This window comes from Rhizobium leguminosarum bv. trifolii WSM2297, from assembly GCF_000271845.1.
On the sequence record NZ_JH719395.1, the window covers coordinates 2123552 to 2143131 of the forward strand.

At 62.8% G+C, this 19580-nt stretch carries 20 protein-coding genes; 13 read left to right on the top strand and 7 right to left on the bottom strand.

The window, feature by feature from the left end; all coding sequences use genetic code 11:
• Positions 1-3: 3 nt before the first annotated feature.
• The gene (locus RLEG4DRAFT_RS25725; protein ID WP_003581176.1) at positions 4-264 is read right to left on the bottom strand and encodes a hypothetical protein; all 261 of its coding nucleotides are present in this window, start codon (positions 262-264) and stop codon (positions 4-6) included.
• A 176-nt stretch (positions 265-440) separates the two neighbouring features.
• Here RLEG4DRAFT_RS25725 and hemF point away from each other — a divergent pair, with 176 nt between their 5' ends.
• The 3 genes from hemF (at position 441) to RLEG4DRAFT_RS25740 (ending at position 2025) form a co-directional block, all read left to right on the top strand.
• The gene (gene hemF, locus RLEG4DRAFT_RS25730) at positions 441-1352 is read left to right on the top strand and encodes an oxygen-dependent coproporphyrinogen oxidase (protein WP_003581177.1); all 912 of its coding nucleotides are present in this window, start codon (positions 441-443) and stop codon (positions 1350-1352) included.
• A gap of 103 nt (positions 1353-1455) precedes the next feature.
• The gene (locus tag RLEG4DRAFT_RS25735) at positions 1456-1725 is read left to right on the top strand and encodes a hypothetical protein (protein ID WP_003581178.1); all 270 of its coding nucleotides are present in this window, start codon (positions 1456-1458) and stop codon (positions 1723-1725) included.
• Positions 1726-1839: 114 nt separating this feature from the next.
• Positions 1840-2025 (top strand): DUF1059 domain-containing protein, encoded by a 186-nt coding sequence (locus RLEG4DRAFT_RS25740; protein WP_003565542.1) that lies wholly within the window; start codon positions 1840-1842, stop codon positions 2023-2025.
• Here the strand turns inward: RLEG4DRAFT_RS25740 and RLEG4DRAFT_RS25745 are convergent, their stop codons facing one another.
• From RLEG4DRAFT_RS25745 to RLEG4DRAFT_RS25755, 3 genes are read right to left on the bottom strand one after another with little or no spacing between them, the layout of a single operon-like run.
• The gene (locus tag RLEG4DRAFT_RS25745; RefSeq protein WP_003581180.1) at positions 2026-3303 is read right to left on the bottom strand and encodes a CCA tRNA nucleotidyltransferase; all 1278 of its coding nucleotides are present in this window, start codon (positions 3301-3303) and stop codon (positions 2026-2028) included.
• Positions 3300-3950, bottom strand: a complete 651-nt coding sequence (locus RLEG4DRAFT_RS25750) for a CoA pyrophosphatase (protein WP_003581182.1) — start codon at positions 3948-3950, stop codon at positions 3300-3302. Before RLEG4DRAFT_RS25750 ends, RLEG4DRAFT_RS25745 begins: the two co-directional genes overlap by 4 nt.
• Positions 3947-4570 carry a DUF1285 domain-containing protein gene (locus RLEG4DRAFT_RS25755; protein ID WP_003581183.1) on the bottom strand — a complete coding sequence of 208 codons (624 nt, stop codon included), beginning with the start codon at positions 4568-4570 and terminating at the stop codon, positions 3947-3949. Before RLEG4DRAFT_RS25755 ends, RLEG4DRAFT_RS25750 begins: the two co-directional genes overlap by 4 nt.
• 158 nt (positions 4571-4728) lie before the next feature.
• Between RLEG4DRAFT_RS25755 and RLEG4DRAFT_RS25760 the strand changes: the two genes are divergently transcribed.
• The 5 genes from RLEG4DRAFT_RS25760 to RLEG4DRAFT_RS25780 are packed head-to-tail and all read left to right on the top strand — an operon-like array spanning position 4729 to position 11975.
• Positions 4729-5739, top strand: a complete 1011-nt coding sequence (locus RLEG4DRAFT_RS25760) for an AAA family ATPase (RefSeq protein ID WP_003593035.1) — start codon at positions 4729-4731, stop codon at positions 5737-5739.
• Positions 5740-5752: 13 nt separating this feature from the next.
• Positions 5753-6673: a DUF58 domain-containing protein gene (locus tag RLEG4DRAFT_RS25765; protein WP_003581185.1), complete on the top strand. Its 921-nt coding sequence runs from the start codon at positions 5753-5755 to the stop codon at positions 6671-6673.
• On the top strand, positions 6670-9483 hold the full coding sequence (locus RLEG4DRAFT_RS25770; RefSeq protein WP_003581186.1) for a DUF4159 domain-containing protein: 2814 nt from the start codon (positions 6670-6672) through the stop codon (positions 9481-9483). Before RLEG4DRAFT_RS25765 ends, RLEG4DRAFT_RS25770 begins: the two co-directional genes overlap by 4 nt.
• Position 9484: 1 nt before the next feature.
• Positions 9485-11554: a hypothetical protein gene (locus RLEG4DRAFT_RS25775; RefSeq protein ID WP_003581187.1), complete on the top strand. Its 2070-nt coding sequence runs from the start codon at positions 9485-9487 to the stop codon at positions 11552-11554.
• A 4-nt stretch (positions 11555-11558) separates the two neighbouring features.
• Positions 11559-11975 (top strand): GNAT family N-acetyltransferase, encoded by a 417-nt coding sequence (locus RLEG4DRAFT_RS25780; RefSeq protein WP_003581188.1) that lies wholly within the window; start codon positions 11559-11561, stop codon positions 11973-11975.
• 95 nt (positions 11976-12070) lie between these two features.
• On the opposite strand, the gene RLEG4DRAFT_RS25785 is transcribed toward RLEG4DRAFT_RS25780, so the two are convergent.
• Positions 12071-12634 carry a GNAT family N-acetyltransferase gene (locus RLEG4DRAFT_RS25785; RefSeq protein ID WP_003581189.1) on the bottom strand — a complete coding sequence of 188 codons (564 nt, stop codon included), beginning with the start codon at positions 12632-12634 and terminating at the stop codon, positions 12071-12073.
• Positions 12635-12862: 228 nt separating this feature from the next.
• Here RLEG4DRAFT_RS25785 and RLEG4DRAFT_RS25790 point away from each other — a divergent pair, with 228 nt between their 5' ends.
• Positions 12863-13873, top strand: a complete 1011-nt coding sequence (locus tag RLEG4DRAFT_RS25790) for a glutathione S-transferase family protein (protein WP_003581190.1) — start codon at positions 12863-12865, stop codon at positions 13871-13873.
• A gap of 44 nt (positions 13874-13917) precedes the next feature.
• Here RLEG4DRAFT_RS25790 and RLEG4DRAFT_RS25795 read toward each other — a convergent pair whose 3' ends face one another.
• On the bottom strand, positions 13918-14397 hold the full coding sequence (locus RLEG4DRAFT_RS25795) for an NUDIX domain-containing protein (RefSeq protein WP_003581191.1): 480 nt from the start codon (positions 14395-14397) through the stop codon (positions 13918-13920).
• A 70-nt stretch (positions 14398-14467) separates the two neighbouring features.
• On the opposite strand from RLEG4DRAFT_RS25795, the gene RLEG4DRAFT_RS25800 reads away from it, so the two are divergent.
• From RLEG4DRAFT_RS25800 to RLEG4DRAFT_RS25815, 4 genes are all read left to right on the top strand, one after another.
• A complete protein-coding gene (locus RLEG4DRAFT_RS25800) occupies positions 14468-15376 on the top strand; it encodes a metallophosphoesterase family protein (RefSeq protein WP_003581193.1) in 909 nt (302 codons plus the stop codon).
• A 159-nt stretch (positions 15377-15535) separates the two neighbouring features.
• Positions 15536-16096: a tetratricopeptide repeat protein gene (locus RLEG4DRAFT_RS25805; protein WP_003581195.1), complete on the top strand. Its 561-nt coding sequence runs from the start codon at positions 15536-15538 to the stop codon at positions 16094-16096.
• A gap of 187 nt (positions 16097-16283) precedes the next feature.
• The gene (locus tag RLEG4DRAFT_RS25810; protein WP_003581196.1) at positions 16284-16793 is read left to right on the top strand and encodes an RNA polymerase sigma factor; all 510 of its coding nucleotides are present in this window, start codon (positions 16284-16286) and stop codon (positions 16791-16793) included.
• 1 nt (position 16794) lies between these two features.
• The gene (locus tag RLEG4DRAFT_RS25815) at positions 16795-17637 is read left to right on the top strand and encodes an anti-sigma factor family protein (RefSeq protein ID WP_003581199.1); all 843 of its coding nucleotides are present in this window, start codon (positions 16795-16797) and stop codon (positions 17635-17637) included.
• Between the two features lie 140 nt (positions 17638-17777).
• Here RLEG4DRAFT_RS25815 and leuA read toward each other — a convergent pair whose 3' ends face one another.
• Positions 17778-19511: a 2-isopropylmalate synthase gene (leuA, locus tag RLEG4DRAFT_RS25820; RefSeq protein ID WP_003581202.1), complete on the bottom strand. Its 1734-nt coding sequence runs from the start codon at positions 19509-19511 to the stop codon at positions 17778-17780.
• Between the last annotated feature and the right edge of the window lie 69 nt (positions 19512-19580).

Consider the following 19580-nt stretch of genomic DNA (forward strand, 5'->3'; position numbering starts at 1 on the left):
CGGTCAGTCGGCCGAAGGCAGACGGCGCATGGTGAATTCGATGTGGTCGCCGTCGAGCTGGCGCCAGCTCTCCACCTCGGTCCAATAGGCCGCCTTCGGATATTCGTCGAACCATTCGCGCGCCTTGGCGCGTGCGTCGATCAGGCCGAGGCAATATGTCTCACGAACAAAATGGTCTTTCCTGCGGGGAGGATTTTCCGCACGGTGTCTCGCCATTCTGCGCTTCAGGCCGTCGAAGGACGGAGGTCCCGGAATTTTTGCCATCAAACCTACCTCTTGGGAAAAGGTAGTATCGAAATCCTTGATTTGCGAGTCGAATCTTGGCTGCACATGCCCGTACCGGCCGCTTGGCGAGATGCGGCGCCACCTGCTAAACCGGAAGCGTAATCAAGAATGAGCGAGTCGTGTCCTGAGCGGATGCCGGCCGCTGGAGGCGTGACATGGAAAGACCGGAACTGCCGATCGGCTTGCCTGACGATATTGAAGAGAAGAAGGCGTCCGCCCGCAACTGGTTCGAAGGACTGCGCGATACGATCTGCGCCTCCTTTGAAGCCCTCGAAGACGAGCTGGAAGGTCCGCTCTCCGACCAGGAGCCCGGCCGCTTTGCCGCCAAGAACTGGTCGCGCGAAAACGGCGCCGGCGGCGGTGGCCGCATGTCGATGATGGAAGGCCGGGTCTTCGAGAAGGTCGGCGTCCACACCTCCACCGTCCACGGCGAGTTCTCCCCGGACTTCCGAGCTCAGATACCCGGCGCCAAGGACGATCCGCGTTTCTGGGCCTCGGGTATTTCGCTGATCGCCCATCCCGTGAACCCCAACGTCCCGGCCGTGCACATGAACACCCGCATGGTGGTGACCACCAGCCGCTGGTTCGGCGGCGGGGCCGACCTGACGCCGGTGCTGTCGCGCCGCCGCACCCAGGAGGACGAGGACAGCCAGCTCTTCCACAAGGCCATGGAGATCGCCTGCCGCAATCATGCCGTCGCCGATTACGATGCCTACAAGGCCTGGTGCGACGAATATTTCTTCCTGAAGCACCGCAACGAGGCCCGCGGCATCGGCGGCATCTTCTATGACTGGCTGCATTCGAGCGAGGATGCCGGCGGCTGGGACGCCGATTTCGCCTTCACCCGCGATGTCGGCCGGGCCTTCGCCATGGTCTATCCGAAGATCGTCCGCTCCAACTTCAATAAGCTGTGGACGGAGGCCGACCGCGACGAACAATTGATCCGCCGCGGCCGCTACGTCGAATTCAATCTGCTGTATGATCGCGGCACGATCTTCGGCCTGAAGACCGGCGGCAACGTTGAATCCATTCTTTCGTCCTTGCCCCCGGTCGTTCGCTGGCCATGAAACTGTGATAACTCGTCGATAAATTCGAGTTGATTGACCTTCACGAAAATTAAGCGCGTCCTAACTTTAGATGTATGTGCGTAACAATCGGAGGAGGATTGTCATGACGATACAAAGTGGTTCGCCTGCGTCCACGGATGTCCAGGAAACATCCCGCGCAATCGACACATCCGAGTTTATGACGCGCATCGCTGAGAAATTGCGGGCCAAGAGCGGCTCGGATCTGCCGCTGTCCTGCTTCATCGAGCAGGTCAAACTGCAACTGGCCGGCGGAAAGTCGCCGGAACAGCTGCAGAACGAAGCAGCGGCTGCCAACAGCAACATGCCCGGCCAGCTTTCGGATACCTACAAAGCCTGGGCGATGCCCGACTGACACGGCCTTTACCGGCCGGCATATCGATGCCGGCCGGAACCTTCCCTCCCCCCGCACATTCATAAATCGCGTCAGATCGCGATCGTCTTTGTGTTTTAAACAGAGGAGAAGACCATGCGACTTTTCGAATGCGGCACACTCGTCCCCGGATGCGCCTGGCATACGCGGGCCGACAGCGACGCCGAGGTAGTCCGCCGCGCCGTCGAGCACCTGAAAAACGCTCACGGCGAAACCACGATCCGCGAAAACATGGTGGATAATATCAAGGCTCGCATCCGAGACGAGGTCAACGCAGCCTGATTATTGCACCCGTTCCTGCAGCCGGGCGAGCAGCGCCGCCCGGTCGGAAGCGAAATTTTCCTCGACCCACTGGTTTTCCAACCCGGCTAGCAGCTCGCCGACACGCGGCCCGGACGCGATCCCCGCAGAAATCACATCGCCGCCGTTCAGCGGAAATTGCGGCTTCTTCCAGTTTGCGGCCTGATCCAGGAGCTTGGTGAGCCGCGCCGATCGCGCCATTTCGTCCAAATCCCCTTCAGCCTTGCCCCGCGCAACGCCGAGCGCCAGCTTCAGCCGAGTGACGATCCCGTCGGTACCGTTGCGGTAAAGCAGCCGTTCGAAGGCGGCCGACGACATGTCGTCATTCACAGGCGCTGCCATTGCCCAGGCCTTGAGCGTGGCCGCTTCCGCATTCGAGAGCTTGAGGCGGCCTGCCAGCGTTTCCAGCCGCGCCGCATCGGGCGGCACGATCGCTGCAAGCCGCAGCAGCGGATCGGGCGTCCAGCCGAGCGCCTTTTCGGTGGCGACCAGCGAAGGGATCGCATCGATCCCCCATTTTTCCGATTCAGGCAGGATTTCCGTCAGTACCGCCACCTGTCGCATCCAGAGCAGCGCCCGCCCGGGATCGGCAGCACTGAGCAGCTTGCGCAGCTCCGACCAGACTCGCTCCGCCGACAGCATCTCCAGCTTCGAACGCGCCGCCGAACACGCCTTCAGCCCCTCGGCGTCCGGCCGTCCGGATCCGTAATAGGCAAAGAAGCGGAAGAAGCGCAGGATGCGCAGATGATCCTCGGCAATACGCTTTGCCGCGTCACCGATAAAACGGATGTTGCGCCTTTCAATGTCGGCAAGCCCGCCGACCAGATCCACCACCTCGCCCTCGGCATCGGCATAAAGCGCATTGATCGTCAGATCCCGCCGCTCGGCATCTGCCTTCCAATCGGTGCTGAATGCGACCTTGGCATGGCGCCCATCGGTCTCGACGTCGGTGCGAAGCGTCGTCACCTCGAAAGGCTTGCCGTCGATGACGAGCGTCACCGTGCCGTGCTGCAAGCCCGTCGGCACCGCCTTGATACCGGCGGCTTCTGCCCGTTCCATCACCATCTCCGGTCTAAGCGTCGTGGCGATGTCGATATCGCTGACCGGCAGGCCCATCAGGCTGTTGCGCACGGCGCCGCCGACGACCCGGGCTTCCCCGCAGTCGGCCCCATCATTGGCCCCACCGTCGGCATTGAGAAGCGCCAAAATCCGGCCGAGCGCCGGGTCGCGGAACCATGCTTGGTCGGCAAGGCCGGTCATGCATAAAGCCTTTCGTAAAGCGTGCGGACGATGCCGGCGGTAATGCCCCAGATCATTCTGGTTTCATAGGGCACGCGGTAGAAATGCCGGTCGATGCCGTCGATAACACGCCTGTCGCGGGCATGGTTGGCAGGGTTCATCAGGAAGGAAAGCGGCACCTCGAACACGTCAGCCACCTCGGCGGGGTTCAGTGTCAGTGCGAAGCCCGGCGAGACGACGCCAAGCACCGGCGTGATGCGGAAGCCTGTCGAGGCAAGATAATTCGGCAGCCGTCCGACGGTCTCGACGAAGGAACCGGAGAGACCGATCTCCTCCTCCGTCTCGCGGATCGCCGCCATCTCGGGTGAGATATCGGCGGGATCGATCGAGCCACCGGGAAAGGCGATCTGCCCGGAATGTTTGCGCAGCGTCGCCGTGCGCTTGGTGAAGATCACATGCGCTTCCTCGCCGTCGTCGACAACGGGCACGAGCACGGCGGCGTCGCGCAGCTTGAAGGTCGCGACCTCCTCCACGATATCGGGATTGAGGATGTGGTCGCCATGATCGCGCCAGGCATGGTCGACCGGGCCGCCATTCTGGTTGAGCGCCCGGCGGCGGAATTCGGCTGCTGAGAACAGCGGGTAACGGCGGGTGATCGCATCATTCATCGGCAAAGAGCATCCAGTTCATCGGCCGGCATGACCGGGAAGACCTCGCCGGCGGAGCGGATCGCAAACATCGTCTGCCCCTCCACGTCGAGAATCTCGCCGAGCGCGACCAGTTCATACATCACCGCACGCGACACCAGCGCCTCCAGCCGCCCGCGCACATGCAGATAGGGTTTCAGTTCGGCGCTCTCGCCGGCAATGGCAAAGCGCAGCCGATGCCCTCCTCCCGCCTCCACGACATCGCCGACATTGGTGCGGAAGGTCAGCACCTGTTGGCCCTGCCCCTCCGTCACGCTCAACTCCACGGCGATGAACGGAGCGTCGACGACCCTGATCCCGACCTTTTCCACAGGAGTTACGAGATAGGTCTTCTCGTCGTCATCTTTTCGCAAAACCGTCGAAAACAGCCGCACCAGCGCGGGCCGGCCGATCGGCGTGCCCATATAGAACCAGGTGCCGTCGGCCCTGATCTCCATATCGATATCGCCGCAGAACGGCGGATTCCACCGTTCGACCGGTGGTAAGCCACGTTTTTTTCCGCCGCTTTCGTCAGACGCGCGCGAAATCATGGCAGCAAGTCCTGCCGCATCCGCCTGTCCGCTGATTTTCTCGGCTGCCATTCTTCCGTCCCGGTTTGTCCTTAACGAAGTAAAGTCACGAGATAGTCATTCGCAACGAACTTGTCAGCCTGTCGCATCTCCATAACTCTATCGAGTATGAGGCAGATAAATAAGTCCGCCGATTCGCTGCCGAATGATTTCAGCCGTTGGAGATGCCCGTGGGTATGATGAAGACCGAAGCCAGCCTCGATGAAAAGGCGATCGTCGCCGCTGCCGAAAAGGCGCTCTCCGATATCGCCGCCATCCGCGGAGAAGTCTCGAAGGTGATCTTCGGTCAGGAAAGCGTCGTCGAGAACACCATTCTCGCCGTCCTTTCCGGTGGTCATGCCCTGCTCGTCGGTGTCCCCGGCCTTGCCAAGACCAGACTGGTGACGACGCTCGGCGAAGTCCTCGGCCTTGCCGCCAACCGCATCCAGTTCACGCCGGATCTGATGCCGTCCGATATTCTCGGCTCCGAGGTGATGGACCAGGACGACAGTGGACGCCGCTCTTTCCGCTTCGTCAAGGGCCCTGTCTTCGCCCAGCTGCTGATGGCCGACGAGATCAACCGCGCTTCGCCGCGCACCCAGTCGGCGCTTCTGCAGGCGATGCAGGAATATCACATCACCATCGCCGGCCAGCGTTATGACCTGCCGGCACCCTTCCATGTGCTCGCCACCCAGAATCCGCTCGAGCAGGAAGGCACCTATCCCCTCCCCGAAGCCCAGCTCGACCGATTCCTGCTGCAGGTCGACGTCAACTATCCCGAGCTCGCCGCCGAACGCCAGATCCTGCTCGAGACGACGGGCTTGGGGGAAACCCGGCCTGCAGCCGTCATCGACGCGCAGCGGCTGATCGAGATTCAGACGCTGGTGCGTCAGATGCCGGTGAGCGACACCGTCGTCGATGCCATCCTGGCGCTGGTGCGTTCGGCCCGTCCCGGCCAGGGCAATGCTTCGACCGACAAGAATGTCGCCTGGGGTCCGGGCCCTCGCGCCGGCCAGGCGATGATGCTCTGCGCGCGTGCCCGTGCGCTCTACGAAGGCCGCCTGGCGCCCTCGCTCGACGATATCTTCGCGCTCGCCGAACCCATTCTCCAGCACCGCATGGCGCTGACTTTCGCTGCCCGCGCCGAAGGCATGTCGGTGCGCGACGTCATCGCCGGACTGGTCAAGCAGGCAAAGGGATAAGGAAGCCGGACGCGTGGCATCTATCGGACAGATCGTCAACCCGACGTCAGGCAGCGATGCCCTTTCCCGCGCCAGACAGCGGGCCGCCCTGGTACCGGACTGCCTGGTGGAAGCCAAGCGCATCGCCAACACGGTGATCGCCGGCTGGCATGGCCGCCGCAAGCGTGGCATCGGCGAGAATTTCTGGCAGTTCCGTCCCTATTCCGAGGGCGAAAGCCTGTCCCGCATCGATTGGCGCCGCTCCGCCCGCGACGACCATACCTATGTGCGCGAGCGCGAATGGGAGGCGGCGCACACGATCTGGCTCTGGTGCGACATGTCGCCGTCGATGATGTACAAGTCGAGCTACGGCAGCGTCTCCAAGGAAAGCCGTGCGCTGGTCATCATGCTGGCGCTTGCAGAAATCCTCGCCCGCTCCGGCGAACGCATCGGCTGCCCCGGCATCATGGAGCCCGCCTCCGCTCGCAACGCCGCCGAGCGCCTTGCAGCCGCTCTCATGCACACGCCGCTGACCGGCGGCCTGCCGGAAACGGCGATGATCCGCGGCTGGAGTGATCTGGTGCTGATCGGCGATTTCCTCGACGATGCGCCGGCGATCATGGAACGCCTCGGCCCGCTTGCCCGCCGCGGCCTGCGCGGCCACGTAGTCGAGATCGCCGATCCCGCCGAAGAGATATTCCCCTATAGCGGCCGCACCGAATTCACCGATCCGGAGACCGGCGCCAAGCTGGTCTCCGGCCGCGCCGAACACATCCGCGAGGCCTATCGCAACGCCTACCTCGCCCGCAGGGACAGCCTCGGCCAATCGCTGCGCCATCTCGGCTGGACCTTTGCGACGCACCGCACCGATCATCTCGCCTCGGAGGCGCTGGTCGCGGTGCACATGTACCTGTCCGGCATGCCGGCCAAGGCAACGCATGGAGGGCAGATGTGAACGCCCTTCCCTTCGCTTTCGCCTTTCCCGCCATTCTCGGCGCGCTCGTCGCCCTGCCGGTCATCTGGTGGCTGCTGCGGCTGACGCCGCCGCGCCCGAAGACCGAGGTCTTCCCGCCGCTAAAAATCCTCGCCTCTGTCTTGAAGCGCGAGGAGACGCCGGCGCAAAGCCCGTGGTGGCTGACGCTGCTGCGCATGCTGCTCGCCGCCACCGTCATTCTTGCGATCGCTGATCCGGTGTTCAATCCGCGCACCAGTTCGCTGGCATCCGGTGGCCCGCTCGTCCTCTTCGTCGACAACAGCTGGGCGGCGGCGCCCGACTGGGAGCGCCGCATCCAGACCGCCGACGCGTTGATCGACGACGCAGAATCCGCCGGCACGCCTGTGTCGATCGCCTTCACCGCCGATCCGACCAACGACGCCGTTCCAGGCACCGCCGCGAGCGCCCGCGACAAGCTGCGCGCCGCCGAGCCGCGACCGCTGGTGCCGGACCGTGAGCGAGCCTTCCAGGCGCTGCGCGCCGCGCTGAACGGCATCAAACCCGGCACCCTCGCCTTCCTGACCGACGGCGCCGCCGCCAAAGCCGACGACGCGACCGTCCGCAGGCTCGCTGAACTGCAGCCCGCCGATCTCCGGCTGATCGAGGGCGATGCCGCTCGGACGGTCGCGATCACCGCGGCCAACAATGCGGCCGACGCCATGACCGTCAAGGTCACACGGCTCAACACCTCGCGTGCTGCGTCCGTGGCGCTGAACGCCGTCGATAGCCAGGGCCGCTCGATCGCCAACGGCAGGGCGGATTTCAGCCCCGGCCAGAGCGTTGCGACGAGTTCGATCACCGCACCCTTCGAGATGCGCAACGATTTCGCCCGCGTCAGCGTCGACAATGGCGCAACCGCCGGCGCCGTCCACCTTCTCGACGACGCGTTCAAGCGCCGCCGTGTTGTCTTGCTGTCGGGTGAAGGCGGGGATGAGTTCCAGCCGCTGCTCTCGCCGCTCTATTATATCCAGCGAGCGCTGCAGCCCTATGCGGATCTGATCCAGCCCAGAGATTCCGATCTTTCGGTCGCCATACCGAAACTTCTCGCCAGCAATCCCTCTATCATCATCATGGCCGATATCGGCCGCCTGCCGGAGGAGACCTACGAACCGCTGACACGCTGGATATCGAATGGCGGCATGTTGTTGCGTTTCGCCGGTCCGCGTATGGCCGCAGCCCCTGCGGACGATCCGCTGATCCCGGTTATCCTGCGCCAGGGAGAACGGGCGCTCGGCGGCACATTGTCCTGGAGCGAACCGCAGTCACTCGCCGAATTTCCGAGTTTAGGGCCTTTCGCCGGCATAGCGCGTCCCGCCGACGTCGTCGTCAAGCGGCAGGTGCTTGCCGAACCGACGCCCGATCTTGCCGAACGCACCTGGGCGAGCTTGGCTGACGGCACGCCGCTCGTCACGATGAAGCAGCTCGCATCCGGCCAGATCGTCCTGTTTCATGTCACGGCGGAAGCGACCTGGTCCGATTTGCCGATCTCAGGCACGTTCGTCGACATGCTGCGCCACCTCCTGCAGATATCGCGTTCGGGCGGCGTGACGTCGGAGGCGCGCGGCAATGCACGTGTCTCCGAAACGCTGCCGCCATTCCGGATGCTGACGGCCAAGGGCACGCTCGTCTCCGAGACGGGTTCGGCGCGACCCATCATTCCACAGGCCGGGGCCGAACCGACGGCGAATTTCGACAACCCGCCCGGGCTCTATGGTTCGGAAGATGGCTTCACCTCGCTCAACGTATTGCCGGAGAATGCCGAACTGATGCCGCTCGACATCACGGGGACCAATGCCGTGCGCGAAGGCCTGATCGGCGGCGAAAGCTGGTCGGCAAAGCCCGCGCTCTTTCTCGCAGCCTTCCTGCTGCTGCTGGCCGATAGCCTGGTCGTCCTCTTCATGAACGGTGCGTTTTCGCGCTCGCGCCCCGCTGTCCGCACCGCCGCGATGGTCGCCATCGCGATCAGTGCCGGCTTTCTCATGCAACCCGGCTCACTTCACGCCGACGACTCTAAGCCCGGTGACGACCTCATCCTACAGAGGCTCGATAACACCCACCTCGCCTATGTCGTCACCGGTGAACAGGACGTCGACGATATATCCGAGCGCGGCCTCGAGGGCCTCACCCAGTTCTTGACCTTCCGCACGACGCTGGAGCCGGCGCCGCCGGTGGGCATCGACCTCACCAAAGACGAGCTCACCTTCTATCCGATCATCTACTGGCCGGTTTCGGCGACAGCGCCGATGCCGTCGAGCGCCGCGATCAGCCGCATCGACGCCTATATGCGCAACGGCGGCACCGTGCTTTTCGATACGCGCGATCAGATCAGCGCATTGGACAATGGCGGCAATGTCAGCGCCAACGGTCAGAGGCTGCAGCAAATCCTCGGCAATCTCGACATTCCGCCGCTGGAACCCGTGCCATCCGATCACGTGCTGACGAAATCCTTCTATCTCCTGTCGAGCTTTCCCGGTCGTTACACCGGCAGCCCACTCTGGATCGAGGCCCGGCAGGGCGGCCGCGAAGCGACCGAAAAATCGGCAGCGACAGCCGACGGCGTGTCGCCGATCCTGATCACCGGCAATGATTTCGCCGGCGCCTGGGCGGTCGACGATAACGGCGTGCCGATGCTGCCGACCGTGCCGTCCGATGAAGCGCAGCGTGAATATGCCTATCGGTCCGGCGTCAACATCATGATGTACATGCTGACCGGCAACTACAAGACCGACCAGGTCCATGTTCCCGACCTACTCGAACGGTTAGGACAGTGAGATGACCTTCGACTTTTCGCCCTTCCTGCCTTGGCCGGTTCTGGCCGCACTGGCCGCCATCGGCGCGATTATCGCCGCCTTCGCGATCTGGCGCGGCATTCGCGGCGCCTGGATCAGAACGCTGGCGGCACTCGCCATGCTGACCGCCCTTGCCAATCCGGTGCTGCTGCAGGAGGACCGGGATCAGCTGTCGACCATCGTCCCGGTTCTCGTCGACCGAAGCCAGAGCCAACAGACGCCCGATCGCGTCAAGCTGACCGACGATGCGCTGGCCGCCCTGAAGGGACAGCTCGCCCGCTTCCCCCAGATCGAGCCCCGCTTCGTCGATGTCGAAGGCGACGTCAATTCCGACGTGCCATCGACGCGCCTGTTCGACGCGCTGTCGGCCAACATCGCCGATGTCCCGCCTGCCCGCATCGGCGGCGCTATCATGCTGACCGACGGTGAGGTTCACGATGTTCCGGCCGCCAATCAGGCGCTGGGTTTCGATGCGCCAATCCATGGCCTCATTACCGGCAAAGCCAACGAATTCGATCGCCGCATCGAAGTCATCAAGGGGCCGCGCTTCGGCATCGTCAATGAGGAGCAGCAGGTCGTGCTGCGTGTATTCGACGACGGCCCGAGCCCCGGCGGCACCGCCAATGTCACGGTAAAGCTGAATGGTGACGAGATCGCCACCCTGCAGGCGACACCCGGCCAGGATACGCCCTTCTCCTTCAAGGTGCCGGCCGGCGGCAGCAACGTGCTCGAATTCTCAGTCGCAGCACTCCCCGGCGAGGTCACCACCGCCAACAATCGCGCCGTTCACGTCATCGACGGCATCCGCCAGAATCTCCGCGTTCTCCTCGTCTCCGGCGAGCCGCATGCCGGCGAGCGTGCCTGGCGCAACTTGCTGAAATCCGATGCCTCGGTCGATCTTGTGCATTTCACTATCCTGCGCCCGCCGGAAAAGCAGGACGGCACGCCGATCAACGAACTGTCGCTGATCGCCTTTCCGACGCGCGAACTCTTCGTCGACAAGATCAAGGATTTCGACCTGATCATCTTCGACCGCTACCAGCATCGCGGCGTGCTGCCGCTGCTCTATTACGATTACATCTCGCAATATGTCGAAAACGGCGGCGCGCTGCTGATTGCCGCAGGGCCTGAGCATGCCGGCCCCGATTCGATTGCAATGACGCCTCTTTCCACGGTCCTGCCGGCAACGCCCACTGGCGAGATGATCGAGAAAGCCTTCTATCCCCGCCTCTCCGAAGAAGGCCGCAAGCATCCTGTCACCCGTGGTCTCGACGGTTCGGGCGAGGAACCGCCGCATTGGGGCCGCTGGTTCCGCAGCGTCGATGTCGACCGGCCGCAGGGCGAGACGATCATGCTCGGCGCCGACAACCACCCGCTGCTGGTGCTGAACCGCGCCGGCCAGGGCCGCGTCGCCATGCTGCTTTCCGATCAAGGCTGGCTCTGGGCGCGCGGCTTCGAGGGCGGCGGCCCGAATGTTTCGCTCTATCGCCGTATCGCCCATTGGCTGATGAAGGAGCCGGCGCTCGAGGAAGAAGCGCTGACAGCGCGCGCCTCCGGCCGGACACTTGAAGTCACGCGCCAGACGATCGGCGACAATCCCGGCAACGCCACCGTGCGTTACCCCTCAGGCAAGACCGAAACGTTGCCGCTCACCCAGACCGAACCAGGGCTCTACAAGGCCGAAAAGCGGATGGACGAGATCGGCCTCTTCGAAATCCGCAACGGCAAGCTGTCGACGCTCGTCCATATCGGCGCCGTCGACGCACCTGAGTTCAAGGCGATGATCTCGACGACCGATGTGCTGAAGCCGGTCGCCGACAGGAGCAAGGGTCTCGTCACCCGCGTCGCCAACGAAAACGGCAGGATCAACGTGCCGCCGATCCTGCCGGTGCGTGGCCAGGTCCGCGTCGCCGACGACGATCGCATGATGATCCGCATGACCAGCGAGACCGTCTTGAAGGGCATCAATACGCTGCCGCTCTTTGCCGGTTTTGCCGGCGTCGGCATTCTGCTGCTTGCCTTCGGAACCATGTGGTGGCGCGAGGGGCGCTAATCTCATGCCGGAATTCGAGCTCACCGCCTCACCCTCGCCGGAGGAACTGGCAGTGATTACCGATGCGCTCCAGGCCTTCAACAACAATGATGTCGGCCCCTCCGACCGCCAACCGCTTGCCGTCCTTATCCGCGATACCGATGGCAAGGTGACCGGCGGTCTTTCGGGCTATACCGCCTGGGGCTGGCTCTTCACCCAGATGCTCTATATTCCCGACACGCTGCGCGGCACCGGTCTCGCCGGCAAGATCCTCACAAAAGCAGAAGAAGAGGCCAAGGCCCGGGGCTGCCGCGGCGCCTGGATCGACACATTCAGCCCGCAGGCCCTGCGTGTCTATCTCAGTCAGGGTTATGAGGTTTTCGGTGAGCTCGAGGATTTCCCGGAAGGCCGCACACGCAGCTTCCTCCGGAAAAACCTCTAGAGCGGGTCAGCTTTTCGCGGAAGCGCAGAACCGCTCTGACATTAACGCAATTCCGGACGAAAAACCGCTTCGCACTTTTCCTGGAATTGCTCCAATCATCCGTGCCAGGCGATGATGCCCTTCAGCCGCTCGTGCACGTCCTCGGCGATCGCAACGACAAGCACGCGGCCGGGATCGACGGGGCCGGGAAAGGCAAGCGCGTTGTAGGCGACTTTCTCGAAGCCGAGCGGGCCATAATAGGGCGGATCGCCGACCAGGATGACGGCTTCCGAGCCCTTGCGCCTTGCCGCCTCCACCGCGATCCGCACCAGTTCACGGCCGATCCCCTGGTTCTTATGGGAGGGACGCACGGCGAGCGGGCCGAGCAGATGGCCCTTGACCGTGCCGGCCAGCACCGGCGTCATCCGCACGGAAGCGATCGTCTCGCCATTATCGGTGCAGATGAAGGAGAGCGACAGATCATGCGGCCCCTGCTCGCGGATGCGAGCGGCCGCCCGCGTGAAGCGACCCGGACCGAAGGCTTCTTCGTTGATATGTTCGATGGCGGCGTCATGAGACGCGTCTTCGGTGAGGTAGACGAGATCGTGCTTGTACATGATGACAGAAACCGGATGGACAGATTGATGGGTCTCGAACACGCCTTGGGCGTTCGGGAGCATCAGCGTCGTCGCGGGTTTCTGGAAATGAACATCAGGCAGGGATCCTAAAATCGTGGAAACGCCGATAGCAGGAAAAATTTCTGCCGTCCAACGCAAAATGCACACCACAGCACGCGAAACTATGCAGCGCCCGAACGGCGTGACACACTGTTCAACCTTTACCGCATGCAAAGCCCCGCTATCTCAGCTAACTTCGGTCCCGACACGCAACCAAAGGAAATGAAGATCATGGGAATGCTGGTGGACGGCGTCTGGCATGATGTCTGGTACGACACAAAGGAGAGCAAGGGCCAGTTCAAGCGGCAGCCCTCGCAGTTCCGCAACTGGGTGACATCGGACGGTGAGGCCGGCCTTTCCGGCAGCGGCGGCTTCAAGGCCGAGGCCGGGCGTTATCATCTCTATGTCTCGCTTGCCTGCCCCTGGGCGCACCGCACGCTGATTTTCCGCAAGCTGAAGAAGCTGGAGGAACTGATCTCGGTCTCGGTCGTCGATCCGCTGATGCTCGACAACGGCTGGGAATTCAAAGTCGGCGACGGAGCCACCGGTGACCAGCTCTTCGGTTCAGCTACGCTCTGGCAGATCTATGTCAAGGCCGATCCGCATCATTCCGGCCGCGTCACCGTTCCCGTCCTCTGGGACAAAAAGACCGGCACGATCGTCAGCAACGAATCGGCCGAGATCATCCGCATGTTCAACAGCGCCTTCGACGGGCTGACCGGCTCGAGGACGGATTTTTATCCCGAGGATCTCCGCGCCGAAATCGATGCGCTGAACGCCACCGTCTACGACACCGTCAACAACGGCGTCTACAAGGCGGGCTTTGCCACCACCCAGGAGGCCTATGAGGAAAATGTCGGCAAGCTGTTCGAAACGCTCGATATGCTCGACGAACGCTTGGGCAAGAGCCGTTATCTCTTCGGCGACCGTCAGACCGAAGCCGACTGGCGCCTGTTCACGACGCTGCTACGCTTCGATCCCGTCTATGTCGGCCATTTCAAATGCAACATCCGCCGGATCGCCGATTACCGCAACCTGCCCGGTTATTTGAGAGATCTCTATCAGACGCCAGGCATCGCTGAGACGGTAAACCTCACCCACATCAAGCAGCACTATTACCGCAGCCACAAGACGATCAATCCGACCGGCATCGTTCCCGTCGGCCCGGCGCTCGATCTCGACAGCCCGCATGGCCGCGCTACAGCGCCGCGCGTCTTTTTAGACGCGCAAAGGACGCTGTAGAACCTTTAAATTGCTGCGGCTTGCCGCGGCTTAAGATTTGCCTCTCACCAGCGGTGGTCGGGCTGCTGCTCGCCCCGAAGCTCAGCGAGGCGGCGATGCGTCGCCTCGGTCGTGCCCTCCGGCAGGCTGTCGAGCGAGAAGAAGCCGCTGTCGGAGATCTCCCAGTCCGGCGGGCGCGGCGCCGTCTGTTCGACGCTCGCCCGGTAAAACACGACATGGTCGCGACGGGTGTTCGTGGTGTTGAAATAGACCTGGACCAACTGCGGTTTGCCGATGATCCTCAGATTACCCTCCTCGCGCAATTCCTTGGCGAGCGCTTCTTCGACCGTCTCGTTGCGCTCCAGCCCGCCGCCCGGCATATGCCAGCCGCCGACATAGCTGTGGCGCACCAGGAAAATCCGCCCCTCCGCATCGAAGCAGGCAGCCCTGACGCCCATCGTCATGCCGCGGGCGAAGGAGAAATAGACATGCAGAAGGCGCAGGGCCGTCCTGATATGTAGGGGCCGCTTTTCTTTATCCACCATCGTTCCGTTTCAGCCCTTCATCGCGCCGGATGTGTTTGATTTGTCAATAAGCTGGTCTATGTCTCGTAGCATGTTCAAGCTCGCGCATATTTCCGACGTCCACCTTGGGCCGTTGCCTCGTCTTTCCATCCAGGAGTTGTTTTCAAAACGCATAACGGGCTTTGTGAACTGGCATCGAAACCGACGCAAGCACCTTTTCGGCAGCACGCTGGATCTGCTCCTCGACGATATCCGCGCTCACCAGGCCGATCATCTGGCCGTCACCGGCGACCTTGTCAATCTGGCGAGCGGCATTGAGATCCGCGCCGCCGCCGCCTGGCTGCGCGAACTCGGCGACCCCGCCGACACCTCGGTCGTTCCCGGCAATCATGACGCCTATGTGCCCGGCGCCTACGAGAAGTCGATGCGCGCCTGGTACGATTATGTCCGCGGCGATCTCTCCCCGCCGCAATGGCAGGAGGATCGCCACATCTTCCCGTATCTGCGCATCCGCGACAAAGTCGCGATCGTCGGCTGCTCGACGGCGGTCGCAACACCTCCCTTTGCCGCTTCCGGCTTCTTCGGCGCGCGCCAGGCTCGCGATACCGTCAATATGCTGCGCGCGGCCGGCGAAGCCGGTCTCTTCCGGGTCGTGATGATCCATCATCCGCCGATCCGCGGCGCCACCACCTTCTACAAGCGCATGATCGGCATTCGCCGCTTCGCCGCGGTGATTTCGACCGGCGGCGCCGAACTCGTGCTGCACGGCCACACCCACCTGAACACGCTGCACTGGCTGCGCGGCCAGGTGCAGCCGGTGCCCGTCGTCGGCATCGCCTCGGCCTCGCAGGGACCGGGCAGCATCAAGCCGCCCGCCGCCTACAACCTCTTCTCCATCGACGGTTCTCCCGGCGCCTGGGAACTCAGTGGCGAGCGCTTCAGCGTCAACAGGTCAGGCGACGCAGTGATGCCGGAAAGCGTCGATATTTTCGCACGTTAGCGCCGGTTCCGGACTCCTTTCCTCCAGCACTTGAATCGATCTGAGAGGAGGTCAGGCGATCGTCGCAACAATTGCCATGGAGGCCGCTTACCCTCTTGGTATTTTTAGCGGTAAGCGTACAATCCGGCCAACTGCATCGCCTCAGAACGGAGCCCGCCGATGACTTCTTCTTTCCGTCACCTGTCCAGACTCTCGCTCGCCGCCGGCTTTGCCTTCGGCATCGCCACGGCCGCTTATGCGGTCGGCGGCGGCAATGATGACACCAATCCGCCGCCGAAGACCGAGACGACCAAGACCTGCACCGGCGGCAAGGTCTGGGACAAGACCAAGAAGGAATGCGTCAATCCGAAGAAGAGCAGCTTCAACGACGACGATCTCTTTAAATTCGCCCGGGAATTTGCGTATGCGGGCCAGTATGAGAACGCCATCACCGTGCTCAATCTTGCCCGCAACCAGAACGACCCGCGCATCCTGAACTATCTCGGCTACGCCAACCGCAAGGCCGGCCGCATGGAGCTCGGCATGTCCTATTACCGCAAGGCGTTGCAGGCGGATGAAAACTACATCCTCGCCCGCTCCTACATGGGCATGGCGCTGGTAGAACAGGGAGATATCCAGGGAGCCCGCGTCCAGCTTGTCGAAATCCGCGATCGCGGCGGCGAAGGCACTTGGGCCTATCGCGCGCTGCTGCAGAGCTTGAACGGCTACAAGACATATTGACGCAAGTTTTGTGGTCTAGAATGCGAAAATCCCTTGAGAAAAGGGGATGAAGACAGCCGGATGCTTGCGAAGTGCAGGAGACTTGTTTCATAAAGCACATGCATCGTCGGCGTCGATAAAGCCGGCTTCGCGCCCGACGGCGAACCCTTCGTCCGCGAAACCATTGTGAACGCTTCTTGGATAGACAATGCGTCAACCCGCAACGACCATCGATCTCCGGCGTGATCTCGTCGGCCTTCTGCCCCGCCTTCGCCGCTTCGCGATCACGCTCGCGGGTGAGGCTGCCATGGCCGACGAACTCGTTCAGGCCGTCTGTCAGCGCGCCATCGCCAAGGGCCATCAGTGGAGCGGAGAAGGCCGGCTGGAAAGCTGGATCTACACGCTTGCCCGCCAGCAATGGACCGACGACAGCCGTAGGCGCAAGCCGAAGGCCTCCGTCCGCGGCAACGTCACCGATATTCGCGAGGCCGCCCGCGAACGCTCGGCTGCGGTCGATCCCGACGCCATCCATCGCATGATCGCCGATATGCCGGACGGCATCTGCAGCATGTTCCTGCTTGTCGACGTCGAAGGCCACAGCTACCAGCAAGCCGCCGACATCATGGGCGTTCCGGTGGCAAATGTCGTTTCGCAGCTCGCGACCGCCAGGCTGCATTTTGCCGGGCTTGCCGGCTCCCACCCGATCCACAGGTACTGAATTGCCCGATCTCAGGAAATTGCCGCTCGAAGCCCAGCTCACCGCCCTTCTCGATGGCGAAGTCTCGCCCGAACAGCGCCACGAACTGGAGCAGCGCCTGGCAGACGACGAGAATGCGCGCCGGCTGCACGAGAAGCTTCGCCACGGCGCCGATTTCGGCCGCCGCCGCCTCGATGATATCCTGAAGGAGCCGGTGCCGCTTGCCCTCGTCCGCTCGATCAAGAGCACGCAGCCGCCGAAGACGCCGATCGCCCAGCGCGCCACGCGCCCGCCGGTGAAGCTGGCGCCGAGCGGCCCGCAGGCGCTGGCCGCCGCGCTTATTCTCTTTGCCGTTGGTTGCGGCATCGGCTATTTCGTCGGCACCAGCCCGGATGCCGATGAAATCGCCACCACGACCTCCGCCACGGCGCCTGCCAATACCAGCGACTGGCTGGGCGACGTCACCGCCTATCAGCGCCTGCTGATCCGCCAGCCCCGGCATCTCGTCGAAGTGCCCGCCTCGCAGGCCGAGGAAATCTCCAGCTGGCTGACGACCGCGATCGGCGTGCCTTTCCGCGTGCCCGATCTCAGTGGCGAGTCCTGGACCTTCCAGGGCGCCCGCGTCATCCTCGGCGACAGCCGCCCTGTCGGCCAGCTCGTCTATTCCAACGCCGACGGCGACGTCATCTCCATCTGCTTCCGCAAGGACGCGCAGCCACCGGAGACCGACGACTTCAAGGAAACCATCAAGGACGAGATCGGTCTTGTCACATGGCACAATGCCGGCACGTCCTACGTGCTTGCCGGCCCCTCCGCCGAAGCGACGCTCGGCCAGCTCGCCATGAAAGTCGCTACGGCGATCTGATCGCCGACTCGACGATTTGACGCGATAGGAAAATCGACGACCAGCGACAGCGGGCCGCTGGCGCCTATAGGAACGAATGCCCGGAGCATCGCCGACGGGCAATCTCTTGATCAAGGCACCAATATTACTTCACCAATCGATCAGGCCTTGCCGGCCTTAACGTCGAGCACGCGGTTGGCAGCCGAGACGATCGCTTCCAGCGATGCCGCGACAATGTTGGTATTGACGCCGGCGCCGAAGAGCTTGCCACCGGGATAGGAGGTCTCGACATAGGAGATCGCCGCTGCGTTCGAGCCGTGCTGCAGCGAATGCTCGGAATAATCCTCGACCGACATCTCGATGCCGAGATAATGCGACAGCGCGTTGATGAAGCCGTCGATTGGACCGTTGCCGCGGCCTTCGATGCGCTTGATCTCACCATTGTCGGTGATCTCGGCCGCAACGATCCGCTGACCCTTGCGCTCTGTGTCGGGATAGGTGTGGTGATCGACGAACCGCAGGCGTGCATCTGGCTGCGTCACGTAACGCTCGATGAAACGATCGTAGATCCGCTTCGAAGGAAGCTCCTTGCCCTCGACGTCGGTGATGCGCTGGATATCCTCGCGGAATTCCACCTGCAGGTTGCGAGGCAGGTTCAGCCCGTAATCCTGCTGCAGGATATAGGCGATGCCGCCCTTGCCGGATTGCGAGTTGATGCGGATGATCGCCTCGTAGGAACGGCCGACATCGCGCGGGTCGATCGGCAGGTAAGGCACTTCCCAGACGGGGTGGTTGGCGACCTGGGCCGCCTTCATGCCCTTGTTGATCGCATCCTGATGTGAGCCTGAGAAGGCCGTATAGACCAGCTCGCCGACGTAAGGATGACGCTCGGAAATCGCCATCTGGTTCGAATATTCGAACACTTCCTTGATGCGCTCGATATTCGAGCAGTCGATCTCGGGATCGACCCCTTGCGTGAACATGTTCAGCGCCATCGTCACCATGTCGACATTGCCGGTGCGCTCGCCATTGCCGAACAGCGTGCCTTCGACACGGTCGGCTCCTGCCAGCAGGGCCAGTTCGGCAGCGGCGATCCCTGTGCCTCGGTCGTTATGCGGGTGCAGCGAGATGATCAGGTTTTCGCGATTGTCGAGATTGCGGCACATCCACTCGATCTGGTCGGCATAGACGTTCGGCGTCGCCATCTCGACGGTGGACGGCAGGTTGATGATCAGCTTATTATCCGGCGTCGGCTTGACCACCTCGATAACGCCATTGCAGATTTCCAGCGCCACTTCGAGTTCCGTGCCGGTGAAGCTCTCGGGGGAATATTCGAAACGGTAGCCGCCGCCGGCCTTCACGGCCATGTCGGTAATCATCTTGGCGGCATCGACGGCGATCTGCTTGATGCCCTGCACATCCTTGGCGAAAACGACGCGGCGCTGCAGCTCGCTGGTCGAATTGTAGAAATGCACGATCGGCCGGTTTGCCCCTTCCAGCGCTTCGAAGGTGCGGGTGATCAGTTCCGGTCGGCACTGTACCAGCACCTGCAGGGAGACATCGGCGGGCACATTGCCCTCTTCCACGCACCAGCGGGCGAAATCGAAATCGGTCTGCGAAGCGGAGGGGAAACCGATCTCGATCTCCTTGAAGCCCATCTCAAGCAGCAGCTGGAACATGCGCGCCTTGCGGTCGTGGCCCATCGGGTCGACGAGCGCCTGGTTGCCGTCGCGCAGGTCGACCGAGCACCAGACCGGCGCCTTGGTGATGATCTTCGTCGGCCAGGTGCGGTCGGGAATGTTTACCTGCGGATAGGGCCGGTATTTCACCGCGGCGTCGGGCATGCCCTTTGCAGGGCTCGTCGCGCTTTTGGAGGATTGCGTTTTCGCGTCCATGGTGTCGTCTCCTCGTCCCGGCATTTGCCCCGCTCTTAGCCGATCACATCAGGCTTGGCGATAAACAAA

Excerpts from the sequence above, each read along its gene's own strand:
- RLEG4DRAFT_RS25725 (WP_003581176.1), bottom strand. The coding sequence starts at position 264 with ATGGCAAAAATTCCGGGACCTCCGTCCTTCGACGGCCTGAAGCGCAGA.
- hemF (WP_003581177.1), top strand. The coding sequence starts at position 441 with ATGGAAAGACCGGAACTGCCGATCGGCTTGCCTGACGATATTGAAGAG.
- RLEG4DRAFT_RS25735 (WP_003581178.1), top strand. The coding sequence starts at position 1,456 with ATGACGATACAAAGTGGTTCGCCTGCGTCCACGGATGTCCAGGAAACA.
- RLEG4DRAFT_RS25740 (WP_003565542.1), top strand. The coding sequence starts at position 1,840 with ATGCGACTTTTCGAATGCGGCACACTCGTCCCCGGATGCGCCTGGCAT.
- RLEG4DRAFT_RS25745 (WP_003581180.1), bottom strand. The coding sequence starts at position 3,303 with ATGACCGGCCTTGCCGACCAAGCATGGTTCCGCGACCCGGCGCTCGGC.
- RLEG4DRAFT_RS25750 (WP_003581182.1), bottom strand. The coding sequence starts at position 3,950 with ATGAATGATGCGATCACCCGCCGTTACCCGCTGTTCTCAGCAGCCGAA.
- RLEG4DRAFT_RS25755 (WP_003581183.1), bottom strand. The coding sequence starts at position 4,570 with ATGGCAGCCGAGAAAATCAGCGGACAGGCGGATGCGGCAGGACTTGCT.
- RLEG4DRAFT_RS25775 (WP_003581187.1), top strand. The coding sequence starts at position 9,485 with ATGACCTTCGACTTTTCGCCCTTCCTGCCTTGGCCGGTTCTGGCCGCA.
- RLEG4DRAFT_RS25780 (WP_003581188.1), top strand. The coding sequence starts at position 11,559 with ATGCCGGAATTCGAGCTCACCGCCTCACCCTCGCCGGAGGAACTGGCA.
- RLEG4DRAFT_RS25785 (WP_003581189.1), bottom strand. The coding sequence starts at position 12,634 with ATGCTCCCGAACGCCCAAGGCGTGTTCGAGACCCATCAATCTGTCCAT.
- RLEG4DRAFT_RS25790 (WP_003581190.1), top strand. The coding sequence starts at position 12,863 with ATGGGAATGCTGGTGGACGGCGTCTGGCATGATGTCTGGTACGACACA.
- RLEG4DRAFT_RS25795 (WP_003581191.1), bottom strand. The coding sequence starts at position 14,397 with ATGGTGGATAAAGAAAAGCGGCCCCTACATATCAGGACGGCCCTGCGC.
- RLEG4DRAFT_RS25800 (WP_003581193.1), top strand. The coding sequence starts at position 14,468 with ATGTTCAAGCTCGCGCATATTTCCGACGTCCACCTTGGGCCGTTGCCT.
- RLEG4DRAFT_RS25805 (WP_003581195.1), top strand. The coding sequence starts at position 15,536 with ATGACTTCTTCTTTCCGTCACCTGTCCAGACTCTCGCTCGCCGCCGGC.
- RLEG4DRAFT_RS25810 (WP_003581196.1), top strand. The coding sequence starts at position 16,284 with ATGCGTCAACCCGCAACGACCATCGATCTCCGGCGTGATCTCGTCGGC.
- leuA (WP_003581202.1), bottom strand. The coding sequence starts at position 19,511 with ATGGACGCGAAAACGCAATCCTCCAAAAGCGCGACGAGCCCTGCAAAG.